Below are 19,239 nucleotides of genomic sequence, written 5' to 3'. Positions count from 1 at the left end.
TATATCTATCTCAAGCAGCTATTTTTAGCGCTAACTGAGTTGAATTTTCTTGCAATAGGCTAGCTATTGACGCGTAAATTCGCCTTGTTTCCACTTAAAATTTCTAGCTAGAGAAAAACAGAATTAAGTTTCATTAATATTCGGTTGGTTAGTAAATCTCTTAACCAGAGTTCAAGTTATTTAAAACCGAGTAGTTAAGGCAACATAATCGGAATATGTTTCACTAAGCTCTTTATGAGTGCCTTGTGCTACAAGGCTGCCATTTTCTAGCCAGATAATGTTATCCATTTGTGCTAAAAGAGCAGGGTCGTGGGTAATGGTAAGTACGCTTGCCTTACTCATTACCTGCATAATAGCGTTCATTACCGTTTGCTTAGATTGGTTATCAAGTCCTTCAGTAGGCTCATCAAGTACTAAAATAGCTGGGTTTTGTAATAAAGCTTGCGCAATAGCTATGCGCCTTGATTGGCCTTGAGAAACACTTCTCCCCCCTGTGCCTAAACGGGTTTTTAAACCATCTTGTAGCTCATTAAACCAAGGTTTTAGCTGTGCAAGGTTAATGGCTTCAAGCATTTCTTCTTTTGTGGCGCTTGGCTTTGCATAGCGTAAGTTTTCACTTAATGTGCCATCAAAAATATGATGCTGCTGCGCAAGTATATTAATAATGCTTGCGCGGGTGTGGCTGCTTAGTGCGTGGAGTTCTTCTGCGTTATTTTCATCGCTTAGCCTAATACTGCCTTGCTGCACAGGCCATAACCCGGTGAGTAAATTAACCAAGGTGCTTTTACCACTGCCGCTTCTGCCTACAATCGCTACTTTTTGCTGTGCTTCAAGGGTAAAGCTGATATTAGCTAAAGCACTGTGCCCTTGGTATTTATAGCCAATGTTATTAAGCGCCAAAGTTGTATTGTTTTTATCAAACTGCATCTCAATTAACTCTGCGCTATTAGCTTCTTGCGCTGTGACTTTATCTTCCAGTGTAAATAGTCGCTCAGCGGCTTTGAGTACAGTGGGCAGCTCTATAAATGCATTAGGCAACAGCAATACAGTTTCAAAGCTTGCTAATACAAATAGGCTTAACATAGCAAGCTCAACATTGACCATAGCACCGCTGTAAACCAAAGGTACAATAGTGACTATGGCGCCAAGCATAGCTAGCTGCACAACCAGCAAACTTAAACCGTCGCTATTTGCGAGTGCTTTATGGCGACTATAAAGTTGTTGGTTATATTGCTCGTTTAGTTCATTACATTTTGAAATTTGCCCAGCACGTGCCTGATAAATACTCAGCTCTCTAAGGCCGGTTAGGGTGTCAGAAAGTTCTGCTCTAAGTTGTGCACTGAGCTGTGTTTCTTTATGGCTATTTTTATTTAATTTAGCACTTAACAGCGCAGGTAAAACAACACCAATTAAAACAATGCCTATAAAGCAAATAAGCGCAACATTGGCGTTATAAGCCGCCATAAACACCATAATTATGGGCACACTCAACAGCGCTACCAGCATAGGTAGTAATATGTTTAAGTAAAACTTATCAAGCGCATCCACATCATTTTGTAAGCGGTTAACTAAATCGGCGCTGCGGCTCATTGCTAAATCTACATTGTTTAGCTTACTTAGCGTGGCAAACATATTAACGCGTATTTCACTAAGCAATAAAAACGTCGCGTTATGTGTTACTAAGCGCTCACCATAGCGTGATGCAGTTCGTACAATCGCTAAAAATCGAATGGTTCCTGCAGGTGTAAAGTAATTCATTTGTAAGCCTGCAATACCCGCTGCCGCCATTGAGGCTAAAAACCACCCCGATATAGCTAATAAGCCCACGTTTGCAAGTACTGTTAACGTGGCTAAAAAAGTACCCAGTAACATGGCTTTATAATGCGGTCGGCAAAGCTTTAATAGCCTAATAAAATTAGTCATTGTTTGCTCCTTGCGCTTGTGAATTAAGGAGTGATTTAAATGCGCCTTGCTGGTGCTCAAGTTGGCTGTAAGTACCTTGCTGTGCTATTTCGCCATTTTGCATAACCAGGATATTGCTTGCGTTTTTCACTGTATTTAGCCGGTGGGCAATGACCAACACTAAGTGGTTTTTAGCGTAATTATTTATAGCCTGCTGAATAAGCTGCTCGGTTTGGCTATCAAGGTGGGCTGTCGGTTCGTCAAGCACTAAAATAGGTGCTTGTTTTAAAAACGCCCGTGCAAGAGCTATACGCTGCTTTTGACCGCCAGAGAGCCCTTCACCTTGCTCACCTATCAGGGTGTCGAACCCATTCTCTAACGTGTTTATAAAATCTAAGGCGCCCGCTTGGTGCGCGGCTTGCTCAAGCTCTAGTTGCGTAGCGGCTGGCTTGGCTATTTTTATGTTATCGCTAATGCTTTGATAAAAAAGCGTTGGGGTTTGTGGGATCCACGCAATTGCGTTTTGTAATGTACTCATGCTTGTAGCATCAAGTGGTTTATTATTAATGCTTATTTGTTCAATCACCTGCGGGTGAAATCCTAATAAACAATCAAATAAAGTACTTTTACCTGAGCCACTAGCACCTACTACTGCCACTAGCCCTTTAGCGGGTAGCGTAAGGTTTATATTTTTTATGCCTTCGTTACTGTTTGGGTAGGTAAAGTTTAAGTTGTTTATATTTATTGAGCTTATTTGCTCCTCAAACTTTGCTGAATGTTGCTGTGACTGCTCAGGAAGTGGGGCATTTAAAATAGTGACCATATCGGCCGCTGCGCTTATACCTTGCAAACGGGCATGGTAGTGGCTGCCTAATTGGCGAAGTGGTAAGTAAAATTCTGGGGCAAGTAGTAAAACAACAAAGCCGGTTGCAAAATCAAGCGTGCCAAAAAACAGTCTAAAACCAATGATTACCGCCACCAGTGCCACACTAATTGTGGCTAAAAATTCCAGCGCAAATGATGATAAAAAGGCAATTTTTAAAACACCGAGTGTAGCGTGCCTAAAGTCATCAGAAATTTTGGCTATTTGTTTTAGCTCTTTTTGTGTTGCGTTAAATAATTTAAGTTGTGTTAAACCTTGTACGCGGTCAAAAAAGTAATTACCTAGTACGGCCAGTTGCTGCCACCTTTTTTGATTTAACGCCTCGGCCTTTGAGCCCACCAAAATCATAAAAAACGGAATAAGCGGGGCGGTTAATAAAAATATTAAGCCTGCTTTATAGTCGGTTGGAAAAATAACCATCAATATTGCCAGCGGAATAAGCGCGCTATAAGCAACGCCAGGCAAGTATTTAGCGTAGTAGTCGTGCAGTGCTTCAACGCCATCGTGCACGGTGTTGAGCGTTGCTCCTTGGCCGTGTTGTTCAATATAACTTGGGCCAAGTTGCGTTAATTTGGTCAATAAGGTTTGGCGCATAGCCGACTTTATTTTAAGTGCCGCATAAGCACTGAGCCTTTCACTGATAGCTAAAAACAGGGCTCTGAGTAAAATAATACCCGCAAGTGGCCAAAGTAAATGGGTTACTTGGTTAAGGCTTGCACCTTCAAACATCACATTATGAATAGTTTGTGCCAGTAAATAGGCGCCTGCAATCATTAAAATAGCGTTAAATGTGCCCAGTGCAATACTTAACTTTAACCATGCACCCGCAGGCTTACTTTGCCGTTTTAAAAAAGCGCGCAGAGATTGCTGCTGCGCGCGATTTGGTCGGGGATTAGTCGTCATCTTTAGTGTTGTTAGCTTCGTTTAGTAAATCGTGCATCGGTTGTTCATCATCAGCTATGCTGTTTTTATTTTGATGAAACTCGTACCACATTACATTTATAACACCTAAGGTACAGGCTAAAAGTACACCTAAAATCCAAGCGAAATACCACATAATTTAGTCTCCTTAGTAGCTACCGTGCGTGTTGTTTTCAATTTCGTCTACCGTTACTCTGCGCCACATTTTTACGTAACACCAGGTGGTGTAGGCCAAAATTAACGGAATAAATATAACAACAGCAACAAACATAATATTAAGCGTTCTGTGGCTCGACACCGCATCCCAAATAGTTAAGCTAATATCTGGGTTATTAACAGATGGCATAATAAATGGGAACAGCGACACACCCGCCGTCATAATAACGCCAATTAACATAATGCTGGTTGAAATAAGCCCTAGCGCTGGCTTGTTTAGTTTAGAGAACAGTAAAGCACTGAGTGCCATAACAAAGCCTAAAATAGGGAAGGTCATTGTCCATGGGCGCTCGCTGTAATTATTAAGCCACGCACCTTGCGCTGTGCTTACAACTTTTGCCAACGGATCTGCATGGCTTTGCGTATCAGGCATAGAAACAATTTGGTAGCCATTTATGTTTGCTACCCAAAAACCCGCAGCCGCAAACAGTACAATAAATACCACTAATGCGTAGCGGCCATATTGCGCTGAGCGCTCTGCTACGGCATCTGCTGTGCGCAGTTGTAGCCACATGCCTGCATGGGCAATTAACATGGTGATACTAATTAAACCTGCCAGTAGGCCAAATGGGTTGAGTAAGCCAAAAAACGAGCCTTGGTAACTTACACGCAGTAAGTTATCAATGTTAAACGGTACACCTAAAAATAAATTACCAAATGCCACACCAAATACTAAAGCCGGAATGGCGCTGCCTGCAAATAAGCCCCAATCCCAGTTATTACGCCAGCGTTTAGAGTCTATTTTTGAGCGGTAATCAAAACCTAAAGGTCTAAAAAATAGCGCAAACAATACCAGCATCATGGCAAAGTAAAAGCCCGAAAATGCAGCGGCATACACCATAGGCCACGCTGCAAATAAAGCGCCGCCTGCGGTAATAAACCATACTTGGTTACCGTCCCAGTGGGCGCCAATGGTGTTAATTACCGTGCGGCGCTCTGAGTCTGTTTTACCAACTAGGCGAAGCAGCATCGCTACGCCCATATCCATGCCATCGGTAATTGCAAAGCCTATTAGCAGTACGCCAATGAGCAACCACCACAGCATTTTTAATGTTTCATAATCAAAAATCATAATTGCTCTCCTGCGTCTTTATCTGTTTTGTTTGGTAACTCAAAGTGATACTTACCTGTATGTAACGAGCTTGGTCCTTGTTTAATAAAGCGCACCATTAACCAACCTTCTACAATGGCAAGGCCAGTGTAAAAAATAATAAACCCAGTTAAGCTAATTAAAATATCGTTTACCGTCAGTGACGAGGTGGCTAAAAAGGTCGGTAATATTTCTGATATAGCCCAAGGCTGGCGACCATATTCAGCAACGATCCAGCCAAATTCTATTGCAATCCATGGTAGTGGAATACTTAATACTGCAGCCCACAGTAGCCAACGTTTTTGCTCAATAATACGGTGTGCGTTGTAATAAAATGCCAATACAAACACGGCCAGCATAGCTACACCACAGGCCACCATTATCCTAAACGACCAAAACATAGGGCCTACTTTAGGGAACGAGTCTTTAACTGCCATTTGAATGTGCTCTTCTGTGGCATCTACCACATTGGGGGTATAGCGCTTAAGCAGCAAGCCATAACCTAAATCGGCTTTAAGAGAATCAAATTTAGCTATGTTTTCTTCGCTGTCATCGCCATTTCTTAGCTTTTGGAGGTATTCGTACGCTATCATGCCGTTACGAATGCGTACCTCGTGTTTTTTCTCTAAATCAGAAATACCAATAACTTGCTCATCTAAAGAGCGGGTAGCAATAATACCCAGTGCGTAAGGTATTTTTACTGCTGCATGAGTTACCTGCTCATCTGAGTCAGGAAAACCAAGCGCGGTAAACGCAGCGGGTGCTTCTTCGGTATGCCACTCAGCTTCTATGGTGGCAAGTTTTACTTTTTGAACTTCGCCTACTTCGTAGCCTGATTCGTCACCTAATAAAATGACACACAATATGGATGCTAAACCAAAGCCCGATGCAACCGAGAACGAGCGCTTAGCAAAGGCTAAATCGCGACCTTTCAATATGTACCAACTACTAATGCCCAGTACAAACATAGAAGCGGCTACGTAACCTGCCGATACCGTATGAATAAACTTAACCTGCGCCACAGGGTTAAATACAAGCTCTGCAAAGCTGGTCATTTCCATGCGCATGGTTTGATAATTAAACTCTGCCCCTACTGGGTTTTGCATCCACCCGTTAGCTATTAATATCCACAGCGCCGACATATTAGTACCTAGCGCCATTAAAAATGTAGCGCCCAAATGTTGGCGTTTAGTTAACCTATCCCAGCCTAAAAAGAACATACCCACAAAGGTCGACTCTAAAAAGAACGCCATTAAGCCTTCAATAGCGAGCGGGGCGCCAAATACATCGCCTACGTAATGCGAGTAATAAGACCAGTTAGTACCAAACTCAAACTCCATGGTCAGGCCCGTTGCCACCCCAATAGCAAAGTTAATACCAAACAATTTTCCCCAAAACTTAGTCATATCACGATAAATTTCGCGACCGGTCATAACATAAACCGATTCCATAATAACTAAAATCCAGGTCATACCTATGGTTAAAGGCACGAATAAGAAATGGAAGAGTGCGGTAACAGCAAACTGCAATCGCGATAGATCCACAAAGGTTTCATCTATCATTTTTGGCTCCTTGAGGGTGACGGGTTAACAAGGCAATTAATAATTGGCAAAGTTAAAATTAATGAACTTTCAGTAATTACTGAAAGTTTGGAATATTATTTACGTTTGCACAATTTTTGTCAATAAACATATTAGAAAAAGTTAATATATATTCACCATGCTACATCAGTATGAAATACAAACAATCGTTTGGTACTAAATTAGTTACAAATAATCGTTAATTTAAAGCGTTTAACCAAACATTAAAACACGGTAAACTAACCGCTATGAACGCCTGATAAATAAAGTCGAATGAATAAAGAGAAAAAACAACTACGTATTGGTATTGTGGCAGGTGAGCTGTCGGGCGATATTTTAGGCGAAGGCTTAATTAAAGCACTTAAAACGCACTTTCCAGATGCTATTTTTGAAGGCATTGCAGGGCCAAAAATGCAGGCGCAAGGCTGTAAAACGCTTTACGACATGGACGAGCTCTCGGTAATGGGGCTGGTTGAAGTATTAGGGCGTTTGCCGCGTTTACTTAAAATACGTAAGCAGCTGGTGCAGCACTTTAAAGATAACCCACCCGATGTATTTATCGGTATTGATGCGCCCGATTTTAACCTACGCGTAGAAAAGCCTTTAAAAGATGCCGGTATTAAAACAATTCAATACGTAAGCCCGTCGGTTTGGGCATGGCGCGAAAAACGTATTCATACCATTAGTGCTGCCACAAATTTAGTGCTTGCTCTGCTGCCGTTTGAAAAAGAATTTTACGATAAGCACCAAGTACCGTGTACATTTGTAGGGCACACCTTAGCTGACGATATAGCGCTTGAGCACGACGATAGCCAAGCCCGCCAAGAACTTGGCCTAAATACCGACGACAAAGTACTGGCTTTACTGCCAGGTAGCCGTGGCTCAGAAGTAGGCTTGCTCAGCGAAACCTATATAAATACAGCTGCGCAGTTACAAGCGCAAAACCCAGACCTTAAAATAGTGGTGCCGCTGGTTAACGAAAAACGCAAAGCGCAATTTAGTGAAATTTTAAATGCCACTGCACCAAATTTAAATGTAAACCTACTCGATGGTCAGTCAAAACTAGCCATGCAAGCAGCCGATGCCATTTTACTTGCATCAGGCACAGCAACGCTCGAAGGCATGCTGTATAAAAAGCCTATGGTGGTGGGTTATAAAATTAAGCCAATGAGTTATTGGATTTTTAAAACCTTGTTTACCTTTAATATTAAATATTTTTCACTGCCAAACTTATTAGCCGATGAAGAGCTAGTGCCGGAGTTTTTACAAAGTGAATGTAACGTGGCTAATTTAACGGGCGCACTTACGCCTATGCTAAATACCGATAATAAAGAACTAAAAGCACGCTTTTTAGCCATCCACGAAAAAATTAGATTAAATGCCAGCAAACAAGCAGCTAATGCTGTGGCGGAGTTAATAAATGCAAATTGAACGACCCAACGTAACCTTAATTGCCGGTGTAGATGAAGTAGGGCGTGGCCCGCTTGTCGGCGATGTTGTTACCGCTGCGGTAATACTTGACCCAGCGAATCCTATTGCAGGTTTAGCTGACTCTAAAAAGCTAACCGACAAAAAGCGCCAATCACTGGCTATAGAAATAAAACAAAAAGCGCTGTGTTATGCTATTGGTCGTTGTAGCCCAACAGAAATTGACGAATTAAACATTTTGCATGCAACTATGCTTGCAATGACGCGTGCAGTTGAGGGCTTAAGTACACAACCAGAGTTTGTATTTGTAGATGGTAACCGCTTACCTAAATTAGCTATGCCGGCTCAAGCGGTTGTTAAAGGCGACAGTTTAGTGGCTGAAATTTCAGCAGCCTCTATTTTAGCCAAAGTAGCGCGTGATGATGAAATGCTTGAGCTTGATACACGCTACCCGCAATACGGGTTTGCAGGGCACAAAGGGTACCCAACTAAAGCACATTTTGCTGCGCTTGAGCAATACGGTGCTATTGATGAGCACCGTAAAAGCTTTAAGCCGGTACAACGTGTGCTAATGCAAGCAAAGGGCGAGGCATAAATAATGGCCGCTCCAGATTTTGTACATTTACGGGTTCACTCAGACTTTTCAATGGTCGATGGCTTAGCTAAAACCAAGCCTATTGTTGCTAAAGCGCAAGAGCTTGAAATGCCCGCGCTGGCAATTACCGATCAAATGAACTTTTGTGGTTTAGTGCGTTTTTATGGCGCAACCCACAGTGCCGGTATTAAACCCATAGTGGGAGCCGATTTTTGGCTGCGCAGCCCAGAGTTTCCAGATGAGCCAAGCCGTATTACGTTGCTAGCTAAAAATAACGACGGTTATAAAAACATTACCTTATTAATATCTGAAGCTTACCAACGCGGGCATATATTTCATCGCCCAGTGATTGACCGAGAATGGCTAGTTAAGCACAAAGAAGGGCTTATTATTCTCTCAGGCGCAAAAGATGGTGATTTAGGTAAAGCCTTATTAAAAAATAACCCAGGCGTTATTGAATCTGTAGTGAGCTTTTATAAGCAGCATTTTAGCGATCATTACTATTTAGAGCTTATTCGCACCGACCGTCCGCTTGAAGAAGACTACCTGCATATGGCGGTAGAGCTTGCAGCAAAAGAGCAGCTGCCCGTTGTTGCCACAAACGAAGTGGTTTTTTTAAAGCCCGAAAATTTTGAAGCGCACGAAATTCGTGTGGCTATTTTTGACGGTTACACCCTTGATGACAAACGCCGCCCTAAACGATTCTCACAAGAGCAATACCTAAAAACGCCTGAGCAAATGGCAGAGCTATTTAGCGATATCCCTGAAGCGCTGCAAAATACGGTAGAAATAGCCAAACGCTGTAATGTAACGGTGCAATTAGGCACTTACTTTTTGCCTGATTACCCAACCGGCTCGTTAAAAATTGAAGACTTTTTAGTTAAAGTTTCAGAAGACGGCCTTGAAGAGCGACTACAGTTTTTATTCCCCGATGAACAAGAGCGACAAGAAAAACGAGGCGAATACGACGAGCGCTTAAAAGTAGAACTTGGTGTAATTAACCAAATGGGTTTTCCGGGTTACTTCTTAATCGTAATGGAGTTCATTCAGTGGAGTAAAGATAACAATATACCGGTAGGCCCTGGGCGTGGTTCAGGTGCAGGCTCGTTAGTAGCATACGCACTTAAAATTACCGACCTCGACCCGCTTGAATTTGATTTACTCTTTGAGCGATTTCTAAACCCTGAACGTGTATCAATGCCCGATTTCGATGTCGATTTTTGTATGGACAGGCGTGATGAGGTAATTGACCATGTATCGGCATTGTATGGGCGGGACGCGGTATCACAAATTATTACCTTTGGTACCATGGCTGCAAAAGCAGTAATACGGGATGTAGGGCGTGTACTTGGCCACCCTTATGGTTTTGTTGATCGAATTTCTAAGCTGATCCCAGGGGATCCCGGGATGACGCTTGCCAAAGCGTTTGAGGTAGAGCCGCGTTTGCAAGAAGCCTACGATGGCGACTCAGAGGTAAAAGATTTAATCGATATGTGTCGCATCCTCGAAGGGTGTACACGTAATGCCGGTAAACACGCCGGTGGTGTTGTAATATCGCCGACGACCATTACCGACTTTGCTGCACTTTATTGCGATGACGAAGGTAAGTTTCCGGTAACACAGTTTGATAAAAACGATGTAGAAACCGCAGGCCTAGTTAAGTTCGATTTCTTGGGCTTACGTACCTTGACCATTTTGCAGTGGGCTGTGGATATGACCAACGAGCGCATGAAGCGCGAAGGCAAAGCGCCCGTTGATATAAATACCATTCCACTGGATGATAAAAAAAGTATAGAGCTATTACTGCGCGCCGAAACAACCGCGGTATTCCAGCTAGAATCGCGCGGCATGAAAGACCTCGTACGCCGATTAAAGCCCGATTGCTTTGAAGATATGATTGCATTGGTAGCCTTGTTCCGCCCAGGCCCACTGCAATCAGGCATGGTAGATAACTTCATCGACCGTAAGCTTGGCCGAGAAGAAATTTCATACCCAGATGCCCAATACCAACACGAAAGCTTAAAGCCCATACTTGAGCCTACTTACGGCATTATTTTGTACCAAGAACAAGTAATGCAAATTGCCCAAGTACTAGCAGGCTATACGCTTGGTGGCGCCGACATGCTACGTCGTGCAATGGGTAAGAAAAAACCCGAAGAAATGGCCAAGCAGCGTTCAACCTTTGAAGAAGGTGCACGCAATAATGGTATAGACGGCGAACTGGCGATTAAAATTTTCGACCTGGTAGAAAAATTCGCAGGTTATGGTTTTAATAAATCTCACTCGGCAGCGTATGCACTGGTTTCGTACCAAACGCTGTGGATGAAAACGCACCATCCGGCAGAATTTATGGCTGCGGTAATGTCGGCCGATATGGATAACACCGACAAAATAGTAATCTTGGTGGATGAATGTGAAAACATGAAGCTCACCTTATTACCGCCTGATGTAAATGCCGGAGAATTTAAGTTTACGGTAAACCTGCAAGGTGAAATTGTTTACGGTATTGGTGCTATTAAAGGTGTAGGTGAAGCGCCGGTAGAGGCCATTTTAGAAGCGCGCGCAAAAGGCGGCCCATTTAAAGATTTATTTGATTTTTGTGCCCGTGTAGATTTAAAACGCTTAAATAAACGTGTAACCGAAAAATTAATTTACGCCGGTGCACTTGATCAACTCGGGCCAGAGAAAACCCAAGCAGGGCGTGCAACATTACTGGCAAGTTTAAAAGATGCCATGCGCGCTGCCGATCAGCACAACAAAGCTGAGCAACTTGGGCAAAGCGATTTATTTGGCTTACTGGCCACCGAGCCTGATGAAGTTGAGCAAGCCTTTATTAAAGCCACGCCGCTTACTGATAACCAATGGCTTGATGGCGAAAAAGACACGCTAGGCCTTTATTTAACAGGGCATCCGATAAATCAGTATCGTCGTGAACTTAGACATTACACAAGCGGCAAGCTGGTGGATTTACAGCCAACAAATCGTGATGTACTCTCTACGGCGGCGGGTTTAGTTATTTCAGCGCGGACCTTAATTAATAAAAAAGGAAATCGTTGGGGCTTAATAACTTTAGATGACAAGAGCGCCCGTATTGATGTACGCTTGTTTCCTGAACAGTTCGAAATGTACCAAGAAATGCTTCAAGTAAACAATATCTTGGTAATATCTGGACAGGTCAGCTTTGATAACTTCTCCGGTGGCATTACAATGACCGCCAGAGAAATAAACACCATTGCTCAAGCGCGTGAAAAACGCATTAAAGCGATTAAAATGACGCTGAACATGGTGCAAATCGAGGCAGGTTTCTTCGATAAATTACAAAAAGTACTCGAACCTTATAAAATGGGAACGTGTCCGATCAAGGTTTATTACCAGCGCCCCGATGCGTTGGCTCAATTAACCCTAGGGATCGAATGGTGTGTTACGCCGAGCGACGACTTAATTCATAAGTTATCACTCATGGCGGCACAAGATGTAGAACTAGAATTTAACTGATTAGGTAGTTTAGAGCATGAGCCTCAATTATCTTGATTTTGAGCTTCCGATTGCAGAATTAGAAGCAAAAATTGAAGAATTACAAAGCATAAGCCGCGCTGGCGAATTAGACCTTGAGTTAGAAGAGGAAGTCAGCAAATTAAAAGAAAAAAGCGCTAAGCAAAAAGAGGAAATATTCTCAAATTTAGGCGCTTGGCAAGTATCGCAGTTAGCGCGTCATCCGTTGCGTCCTTACACTCGAGATTATATCGAGCGCATTTTCACGGAATTTGACGAGTTTGCAGGCGATCGTACTTTTGCTAACGATCCGGCTATTTTAGGCGGTGTTGCACGTTTAGATGGCGAACCAGTAATGGTGATTGGCCAGCAAAAAGGGCGTGATACAGCTGAAAAAATTAAACGTAACTTTGGTATGCCAAAACCAGAAGGCTACCGCAAAGCGCTACGTTTAATGGAAATGGCCGAGCGTTTTAAAATGCCAATTATGACCTTTATCGACACCCCAGGGGCATACCCAGGTGTGGGCGCTGAAGAGCGCGGTCAGTCTGAGGCAATTGCACGTAACCTAAAAGTAATGGCGGCACTTAAAGTACCCACAATTTGTACGGTTATTGGCGAAGGCGGCTCTGGTGGTGCATTAGCCATTGGTGTTGGCGACAGAGTTAACATGTTGCAATACAGCACGTACTCAGTAATTTCGCCAGAAGGCTGTGCTTCAATTTTATGGAAAAGCGCCGATAAAGCACCACTTGCCGCAGAGGCAATGGGTGTAACTGCAGAGCGCGTTAAAGAGCTTGATTTAATTAATAACTTAGTTGAAGAGCCTTTAGGGGGCGCACACCGCAATTACGATGCAATGGCACGTAACTTGAAAACACGTTTAAAACGTGACCTTGCTGACTTACAAGCGCTATCGCTTGAAGACATGCTAGATCAACGCTACAAACGTTTAATGTCGTTTGGTTACTGCTAATTAGCTAACCAACACATTTATTGTTAAAAAAGGCCGCTTATGCGGCTTTTTTGTTTTAAAATACTGCAAACATTAAATTTATAGCGTATCCATGCAAGCATCACCTATTTATCAGCACGTTAAACACGCCCTTGAGCACTTTTTTAAGCACCAGCAGTATAACTTTACGGTGGCGCTTTCGGGTGGCGTGGATTCGGTGGTATTGCTTCATATAATGCACTTATTAAAACAAGCGCAACCAAAGCTAAACGTAAACGCGATTTATGTTAATCATGGTTTAAGCCAATACGCGAATGACTGGCAGCGCTTTTGCCAAAACTTGTGCGCTGAGCTAAATGTACCGTTTAATGCCGCGCAGGTAACAATAAACCCAAAAACACGAGCAAGCCTCGAAGCGCAGGCACGTGAGGCGCGTTACAAAGCACTTGATGAGCTAAGCCCCGCGAGCAGCGTTATTTTGCTGGGTCAGCATTTAAACGATCAAATAGAAACGTTTTTACTGCGGTTAAAGCGCGGATCTGGCTTAAAAGGGTTAGGCGCAATGCAAAAAATGCGTGAACTACAAAGCGGGCGAATATGCTACAGGCCGCTTTTAAACATAACGCGCAGTGATATAGAGCACTTTGCCATAGAGTTTAATATTACGCACATTACTGATGACTCAAATACCGATGAGCGTTTTGATCGTAACTTTTTACGTGCACGTGTAGTGCCTTTACTTGCAAAGCGCTTTAAAGGTTTTGAGCACTGTGCTGGGCGCAGCATTGAGTTACTACAGCAACAACAAGCGCTACTTGATGAGTACACTGAACTTGATTTAAAACAAAGCGTAAACGCCCATCAAGCACTGAGCGTTAGCCAGCTAACCACCTACAGCGACGTGCGCATAACCAATGTGGTTCGTGCATGGCTTAGCTTATTTACCCAAGTAATGCCCTCACAAAAGCAGCTTTTGCAAATAATTAACCAAGCCATAAATGCGCAGGCTGATGCGCAAATGCAAGTTGATTTAAGCGAGGGGCAAATACGACGCCATCAAGGGTATTTGTATTTTGTTACACCACACACGCTATTAACCGATGAAACGCTAACGAGCAATGAGCTTGCACTTAATGATGGGCGCGTATTAATAAAGCAACACGGTAAAGGCCTACGTGCCCCACTGCCAAACGAGCAAGTCACCGTGCGCTTTAATCGTAATAGTGCGCGTATAAAGCCGTTAAAAAAGCCAGGCAGCAATACGCTTAAACACTGGTTTAAAGATGCAAAAGTAGCCCCGTGGTTAAGAGAGCGCGTGCCTTTAATATTTTATAACGATGAGCTTGTGCAAGTTGTTGGTTATTTTGTAAGTGAAAAACACCAAGACGTAAACGGCATTTTTTGGGAGTGTAAATAAATGAAAGATCAGCCACATGTAGGCTTATCGCTAGTTAGCAAAGCGCCGATGGGTATGTTAATAACAGCGTTAGTTGCTGTTATTGCCAATGTATTACTAGAGCTTAATATTATTACATTAGGTTATGCCGTTGTGGGCGGGGTGGTATCGGCGGTATTACTGCTTGCCTACTGGTTAGGTAAAGGCGGGTTATTTTTTATTTTAGGCGTAAGCTTACCATTGGTTTTAGTGTTATTTACCCCGCTTGCAAGCATAACAGCATTGCTTAATTTAGTGAGCGGCTTCTTTTTTGGCTTTTGTGCAGCCTTGTTTGTTTATAAATTACTGGCTAATAAATAATTAAACAGTAATAAAAAAGCTCAGCGGGGGAAGCTAAGCTTTTATAAATAATACAGTTATATAAATACTAATATGCTTTTGCACAGTTGCGCCCAGAGGCCTTTGCCTTATATAAGCCTTTATCGGCTCTAGCAAATATTGCTGTTTCGCAATCTTGGCTATTGGCTAGGGTAAAGCCAATGCTGGTGGTTACTTTGTATTTAGACATTAAACTTGAGTTTCTGACTAAGTGCATAATGCGCTCAGCAACCACTTTGTTTGTTGTAAACTCGGGGTCTTCAATAATCAGCGAAAACTCATCGCCACCAAATCTAAACACGGAGTCGGTGCCGCGTATACTGCTACAAAGTACCTGCGAAAATTCTTTTAAAACATCGTCACCTACTTTATGGCCATAGTTGTCGTTTACTTGCTTAAAGTTATCTAAATCAAGCAGCATTAAACTAAAAGGGCGCTGGTAACGGCGGCAGTTTTCGAGCTTTTGCGATAACATGTCATTAAATTGGCTACGGTTATTTAACCCAGTGAGCGCATCTTTTGTGGCAAGTTTTAACACTCGGCTGTACATCATTGCGTTACGTAGTGGGTACACAAGGGCGCTGTGCAAAGCACGTAATTTGTTTTCAATCGCTTTACTAATAGGGTATTGGCTAAAGTAAATTAGCTGTCCTAAGTGCTCGCGACCAATAGCTAAATCGTAAGAATACGGGCTAGTGTTCGTGTTGCTATCTGAGGTTTGTGCAGTGCCGAGCGTTGATTGAAACTGCAGCCCTGAAAAGTTAAGTAGCTGTTTGGCAAATTTTGCATAAATAGCCAACACATCTTCTATTACTAGGCTTGTTTGTAGCTCGGTAACTAAATCGTGCGTTGCCGCTGTTTCGTTTGTGTGTGTTTGCTCTGCTGAAAACGGCAAAAAATCGCCGCGCCCAGACACGCGTTGTGTCAAAATATGGACATTTTCCATTAAAATCTTCCCCCAGGGTGTTACTTTGCAATAACTAAGCTATTTTTATGCCATATTTTAAAATTGCTTGATAAACATATGGTTGCTATATTTAAAGTTCATTCCGTAGTTTAATTGACGCTGGAGGCCGAATTTGCAAAGTATAAACGCTCAAATTTTTGGCTTGTTAGTGGCGGCGGTGCTTTTTGTATGGTTTTTTAAGCGCATTGGTTTGCCGCCTATTTTGGCGTATTTAGCAACAGGCGTTTTAGCGGGCAGCCATGGCATTGGTTGGCTTGCTCAATCTCACGAAATTGAGTTTATTGCTGAGCTGGGCATCGTATTTTTATTGTTTAGTTTAGGGCTCGAATTTTCTATATCGCGGCTAATGGCCATGCGCAATATTGTGTTTGGACTGGGCTCGTTACAAGTTGGTGTTACCAGCTTGCTCTTCATTATTATTTTATATTGCTTAAATTTTAGCTTACTCACTAGCTTTACCATTGGCACAATTATGGCGCTTTCTTCAACCGCGGTGGTGGTTAAGCTATTAAAAGAAACTGGCGAACTAAACCAGCGCCGTGGGCAGCTGGCGGTGGGCGTATTACTGTTTCAAGATATTGCCGTTGTGCCCCTACTTATTATTTTGCCATTGTTTGCCTCAAGCGATTCGCAAAGTATTAGTTGGGCGCTGGCATTTGCGCTTACAAAAGGCGCGTTTGTGTGCTTATTACTGTGGGCAATTGGTAAATGGGTGCTGCCTAAGGTATTTAAAGAAATAGCGCAGGTACGAACCGATGAGCTGTTTGTACTTACCACAATTTTGGTGGCGTTATTTGCCGGCTTTTTAACTTACATGTTTGGTTTATCAATGGCGCTTGGGGCATTTTTAGCTGGCATGATGTTAGGAGAGAGCCATTACCGCCATCAGCTAGAGGCTGATATTAGGCCATTTCGCGATATTTTAATGGGGCTGTTTTTTGTAACTGTGGGGATGCAGCTCGATATTTTATTTGTGCTTTCACATGGTTTTGTAATTATTGGCGCGTTATTTGGCTTGTTAATATTAAAAATTACCGTGCTGGCATTCAGTGCCAGATTAATGCATGAGCGTAATCAAGACTCGTTAGCCTGCGGCGTTATGCTGTGGCAAATGGGAGAATTTGGGTTTGTGCTTATTGCTTTGGCAAGTCAGCATGAGTTACTCAATTCCGAGCAGGCGTCGTTTTTAATTGCCTTGGGGGTGCTATCGATGGCGCTAACCCCGTTTTTAATTGATAAAACCCCACTAATTTTAAAGCAATTAGGTATTTTAGATCACCCCAGTATGGCGAGGGAGAGCGAGCCTAAAAGTAGCACCTTATATAACGATCACGTGGTTATTTGTGGCTTTTCACGCGTAGGACAAACTATAGCGCGATTTTTAAAACCCGAAGCCATAGATTACGTTGCCATAGAAAGTAACCCTATTTTAGTACAAGAGGGCAAAGCCGCAGGTGAGCCAGTAATATTTGGCTATGTAAAACAAAAAGATATTTTAAAGTGCGCAGGGGTAGAGCGAGCACGCTTAGTGATTATTACTTTTACAGAGCTTGAACATGCACACGTGGTAATAGACGCCATAAAGCAGCTTGCACCCAACGTTAAAATACTAATAAGAACCCGCGACGACAGCCAATTAAACAACTTAAAAGAGCTGGGGGTTACTGAGGTGGTGCCTGAGTCGTTAGAGGCAAGCTTAATGTTGGTTTCGCATGTGTTGTCGATGTCGGGTGTACCGATGACACGCATTGTACGCCGTGTTAGTAAAGAGCGCCGTAATCGCTACCCGCTTATGCAAAGTTTTTACGCCGGTTACTTTAAAGACAATGAAGAAACCTCCTCTGAGCGCTTAGAATATTTGCACGTAGTTGCGTTGCCAGATCAAGCCTATGCGGTGGATAAAACAATAGATGAGCTTAACTTACCTAAACGCCGCGTGACTGTAAAAGCTTTGCGCCGAGAGGGGCAAGAAATAGACGACCCATCAACCAGCACCACATTGTGCGCAAACGATGTACTGGTATTGCAAGGTAAGCCTAGGCGGGTAGAGCGAGTAGAGCATTACCTACTCGATGGGCTTGAATAAAAAATGCATTTGATGTTTTTTACTGACATAGATGCAAGTTATTAAAATAACACAGAGGTAGTTATCCAGCTCAGTTGGTTTCAAAGCTTGCTCTGCGATTAAATAACAGGTTTCAAGGCCAACATTAGCTAGTCGAGCTCTAAAAATTGGCGTATTTCGGGTAGTTTTTTCATGCCATCTTCATAGCCAATTTGAATTAGGTGCTGAGTGTAGCGTTTTTCAAACAATAAATAGCTGGTTAAACTCGATTGCGAGTGCTTTTTTACCCCAATTGTGCGCAGCAGCAACTTAATTGCCCACGGCATATCGCTGTAGTATTGCGCGGCAATATCGTTAAAGTTTTTTGATGGGTTAATAATACAGGTTTCTATTTGTTTCAGCTCTTGGTGTTTGTCGCGCGCCGGAAGCAGCCCTAAAGTGCGATTTACACGCTCAAGGCGCTCAAGGTCGGCTTGCATGGTGTCGCTAAATACACTATCGAGTAAATGCCCTGCAACCGCAGAAAGCCCAGGGTAGTGGGGCGAGTAACCCGCTGGGTGCGACTCTTTTGGTTGCTCTACCCCTATAATAAATATTTTTTCGGCCCCTAAATGAATAGACGGGCTAAGCGGTGAAAGCTGGTGAATAGAGCCATCGCCAAAATAGTGGTTAAATACATTAACACTCGGAAACACCATAGGAATAGCACTTGATGCCATTAAATGCTCAACGTTAATGCGCATAGGGCGACCTTCGCGTTTGGCGCGTTGCCAAGGTGTTTGTGTGTTTGACTGAAAAAACGCAACAGAGTCACCGGTTGTATAGCTTGAAGCGGTAATAGAAATCGCTTCTAAATAATTGCGATGTAAATTACGTTCAATGCGGTGTAGGTCTAAAATTTCGTTTAATAAACCGCGCAAAGGGCGGTTATTTAGCAAACTGCCGGGTGGGTGGTTTATGTGTTCAGACTGAAAACTGGTTAAAATATTGCGCGCAATATGGCCAAACACACTTAAAAAGTCGCTTTTGTAGACCATAGACGTTGAAAAGTTTTTCCAAACAGACTCAAGCTTACGCACGGCCAAATGCGCACACGAGGCATAACAGGCCAAAGCTGCAGAATTAATCGCGCCTGCAGAAGTGCCGTTAATAATTCTAAATGGCAAAGGCGCAGTGCGAGGCATACTATGAGCAAGCGCTTTAAGCACGCCCACTTGATAAGCAGCGCGAGCGCCACCACCTGTAAGTAATAGGGCTATTTTAGGTTTATGTGGGTCAACTTGCTGGATTTTCATAGTGGTTTTTGAACTGCTTAACGTCTTTTCTTTATTTATCAACTTTAAGTCTTTAAGCTAGAAGAATCAAAGAATA

General features: G+C 42.9%; 14 protein-coding genes. 7 read left to right on the top strand and 7 right to left on the bottom strand.

Features of this window, described 5'->3' with window-relative positions; translation table 11 throughout:
- Positions 1-180 precede the first annotated feature (180 nt).
- Genes cydC through EJ103_RS11165 form a run of 5 tightly spaced genes read right to left on the bottom strand, consistent with a single transcriptional unit; the run spans position 181 to position 6,574 of the window.
- A complete protein-coding gene (gene cydC / locus EJ103_RS11185; protein WP_126007685.1) occupies positions 181-1,923 on the bottom strand; it encodes a thiol reductant ABC exporter subunit CydC in 1,743 nt (580 codons plus the stop codon).
- The gene (gene cydD, locus EJ103_RS11180; protein ID WP_126007683.1) at positions 1,916-3,688 is read right to left on the bottom strand and encodes a thiol reductant ABC exporter subunit CydD; all 1,773 of its coding nucleotides are present in this window, start codon (positions 3,686-3,688) and stop codon (positions 1,916-1,918) included. The genes cydC and cydD overlap by 8 nt, the downstream gene beginning before the upstream one ends.
- Positions 3,678-3,842 (bottom strand): cytochrome bd-I oxidase subunit CydX, encoded by a 165-nt coding sequence (cydX, locus tag EJ103_RS11175; RefSeq protein ID WP_004586934.1) that lies wholly within the window; start codon positions 3,840-3,842, stop codon positions 3,678-3,680. Before cydX ends, cydD begins: the two co-directional genes overlap by 11 nt.
- A gap of 12 nt (positions 3,843-3,854) precedes the next feature.
- Positions 3,855-4,994: a cytochrome d ubiquinol oxidase subunit II gene (gene cydB / locus EJ103_RS11170; RefSeq protein WP_024033821.1), complete on the bottom strand. Its 1,140-nt coding sequence runs from the start codon at positions 4,992-4,994 to the stop codon at positions 3,855-3,857.
- The gene (locus EJ103_RS11165; protein WP_126007681.1) at positions 4,991-6,574 is read right to left on the bottom strand and encodes a cytochrome ubiquinol oxidase subunit I; all 1,584 of its coding nucleotides are present in this window, start codon (positions 6,572-6,574) and stop codon (positions 4,991-4,993) included. The genes cydB and EJ103_RS11165 overlap by 4 nt, the downstream gene beginning before the upstream one ends.
- A gap of 291 nt (positions 6,575-6,865) precedes the next feature.
- On the opposite strand from EJ103_RS11165, the gene lpxB reads away from it, so the two are divergent.
- The 6 genes from lpxB to EJ103_RS11135 all read left to right on the top strand — a co-directional run bounded on the left by lpxB (position 6,866) and on the right by EJ103_RS11135 (position 14,818).
- Positions 6,866-8,023, top strand: coding sequence for a lipid-A-disaccharide synthase (gene lpxB, locus EJ103_RS11160; protein WP_054983468.1), 1,158 nt, complete (start codon positions 6,866-6,868; stop codon positions 8,021-8,023).
- Positions 8,013-8,615: a ribonuclease HII gene (gene rnhB / locus EJ103_RS11155; RefSeq protein ID WP_126007679.1), complete on the top strand. Its 603-nt coding sequence runs from the start codon at positions 8,013-8,015 to the stop codon at positions 8,613-8,615. The genes lpxB and rnhB overlap by 11 nt, the downstream gene beginning before the upstream one ends.
- 3 nt (positions 8,616-8,618) lie before the next feature.
- Positions 8,619-12,110, top strand: a complete 3,492-nt coding sequence (dnaE, locus tag EJ103_RS11150) for a DNA polymerase III subunit alpha (protein ID WP_054983466.1) — start codon at positions 8,619-8,621, stop codon at positions 12,108-12,110.
- 16 nt (positions 12,111-12,126) lie between these two features.
- Positions 12,127-13,083 (top strand): acetyl-CoA carboxylase carboxyl transferase subunit alpha, encoded by a 957-nt coding sequence (gene accA, locus EJ103_RS11145; RefSeq protein ID WP_004586940.1) that lies wholly within the window; start codon positions 12,127-12,129, stop codon positions 13,081-13,083.
- Between the two features lie 91 nt (positions 13,084-13,174).
- On the top strand, positions 13,175-14,479 hold the full coding sequence (tilS, locus tag EJ103_RS11140) for a tRNA lysidine(34) synthetase TilS (protein WP_126007677.1): 1,305 nt from the start codon (positions 13,175-13,177) through the stop codon (positions 14,477-14,479).
- Positions 14,480-14,818, top strand: coding sequence for a hypothetical protein (locus tag EJ103_RS11135; RefSeq protein WP_004586942.1), 339 nt, complete (start codon positions 14,480-14,482; stop codon positions 14,816-14,818).
- A 67-nt stretch (positions 14,819-14,885) separates the two neighbouring features.
- Here the strand turns inward: EJ103_RS11135 and EJ103_RS11130 are convergent, their stop codons facing one another.
- Positions 14,886-15,782 carry a GGDEF domain-containing protein gene (locus EJ103_RS11130; RefSeq protein WP_054983464.1) on the bottom strand — a complete coding sequence of 299 codons (897 nt, stop codon included), beginning with the start codon at positions 15,780-15,782 and terminating at the stop codon, positions 14,886-14,888.
- A 133-nt stretch (positions 15,783-15,915) separates the two neighbouring features.
- On the opposite strand from EJ103_RS11130, the gene EJ103_RS11125 reads away from it, so the two are divergent.
- Complete coding sequence (locus EJ103_RS11125) at positions 15,916-17,889, top strand: monovalent cation:proton antiporter-2 (CPA2) family protein (protein ID WP_126007675.1); 1,974 nt, start codon at positions 15,916-15,918, stop codon at positions 17,887-17,889.
- Between the two features lie 128 nt (positions 17,890-18,017).
- On the opposite strand, the gene EJ103_RS11120 is transcribed toward EJ103_RS11125, so the two are convergent.
- Positions 18,018-19,163, bottom strand: a complete 1,146-nt coding sequence (locus EJ103_RS11120; protein WP_126007673.1) for a patatin-like phospholipase family protein — start codon at positions 19,161-19,163, stop codon at positions 18,018-18,020.
- Positions 19,164-19,239 lie beyond the last annotated feature (76 nt).

This window comes from Pseudoalteromonas sp. Xi13 (assembly GCF_003952205.1).
GTDB classification, from domain to species: domain Bacteria; phylum Pseudomonadota; class Gammaproteobacteria; order Enterobacterales; family Alteromonadaceae; genus Pseudoalteromonas; species Pseudoalteromonas atlantica.
Note: the sequence above shows the minus strand (reverse complement) of the source record. Positions and strands in the feature narration are given on the sequence as shown.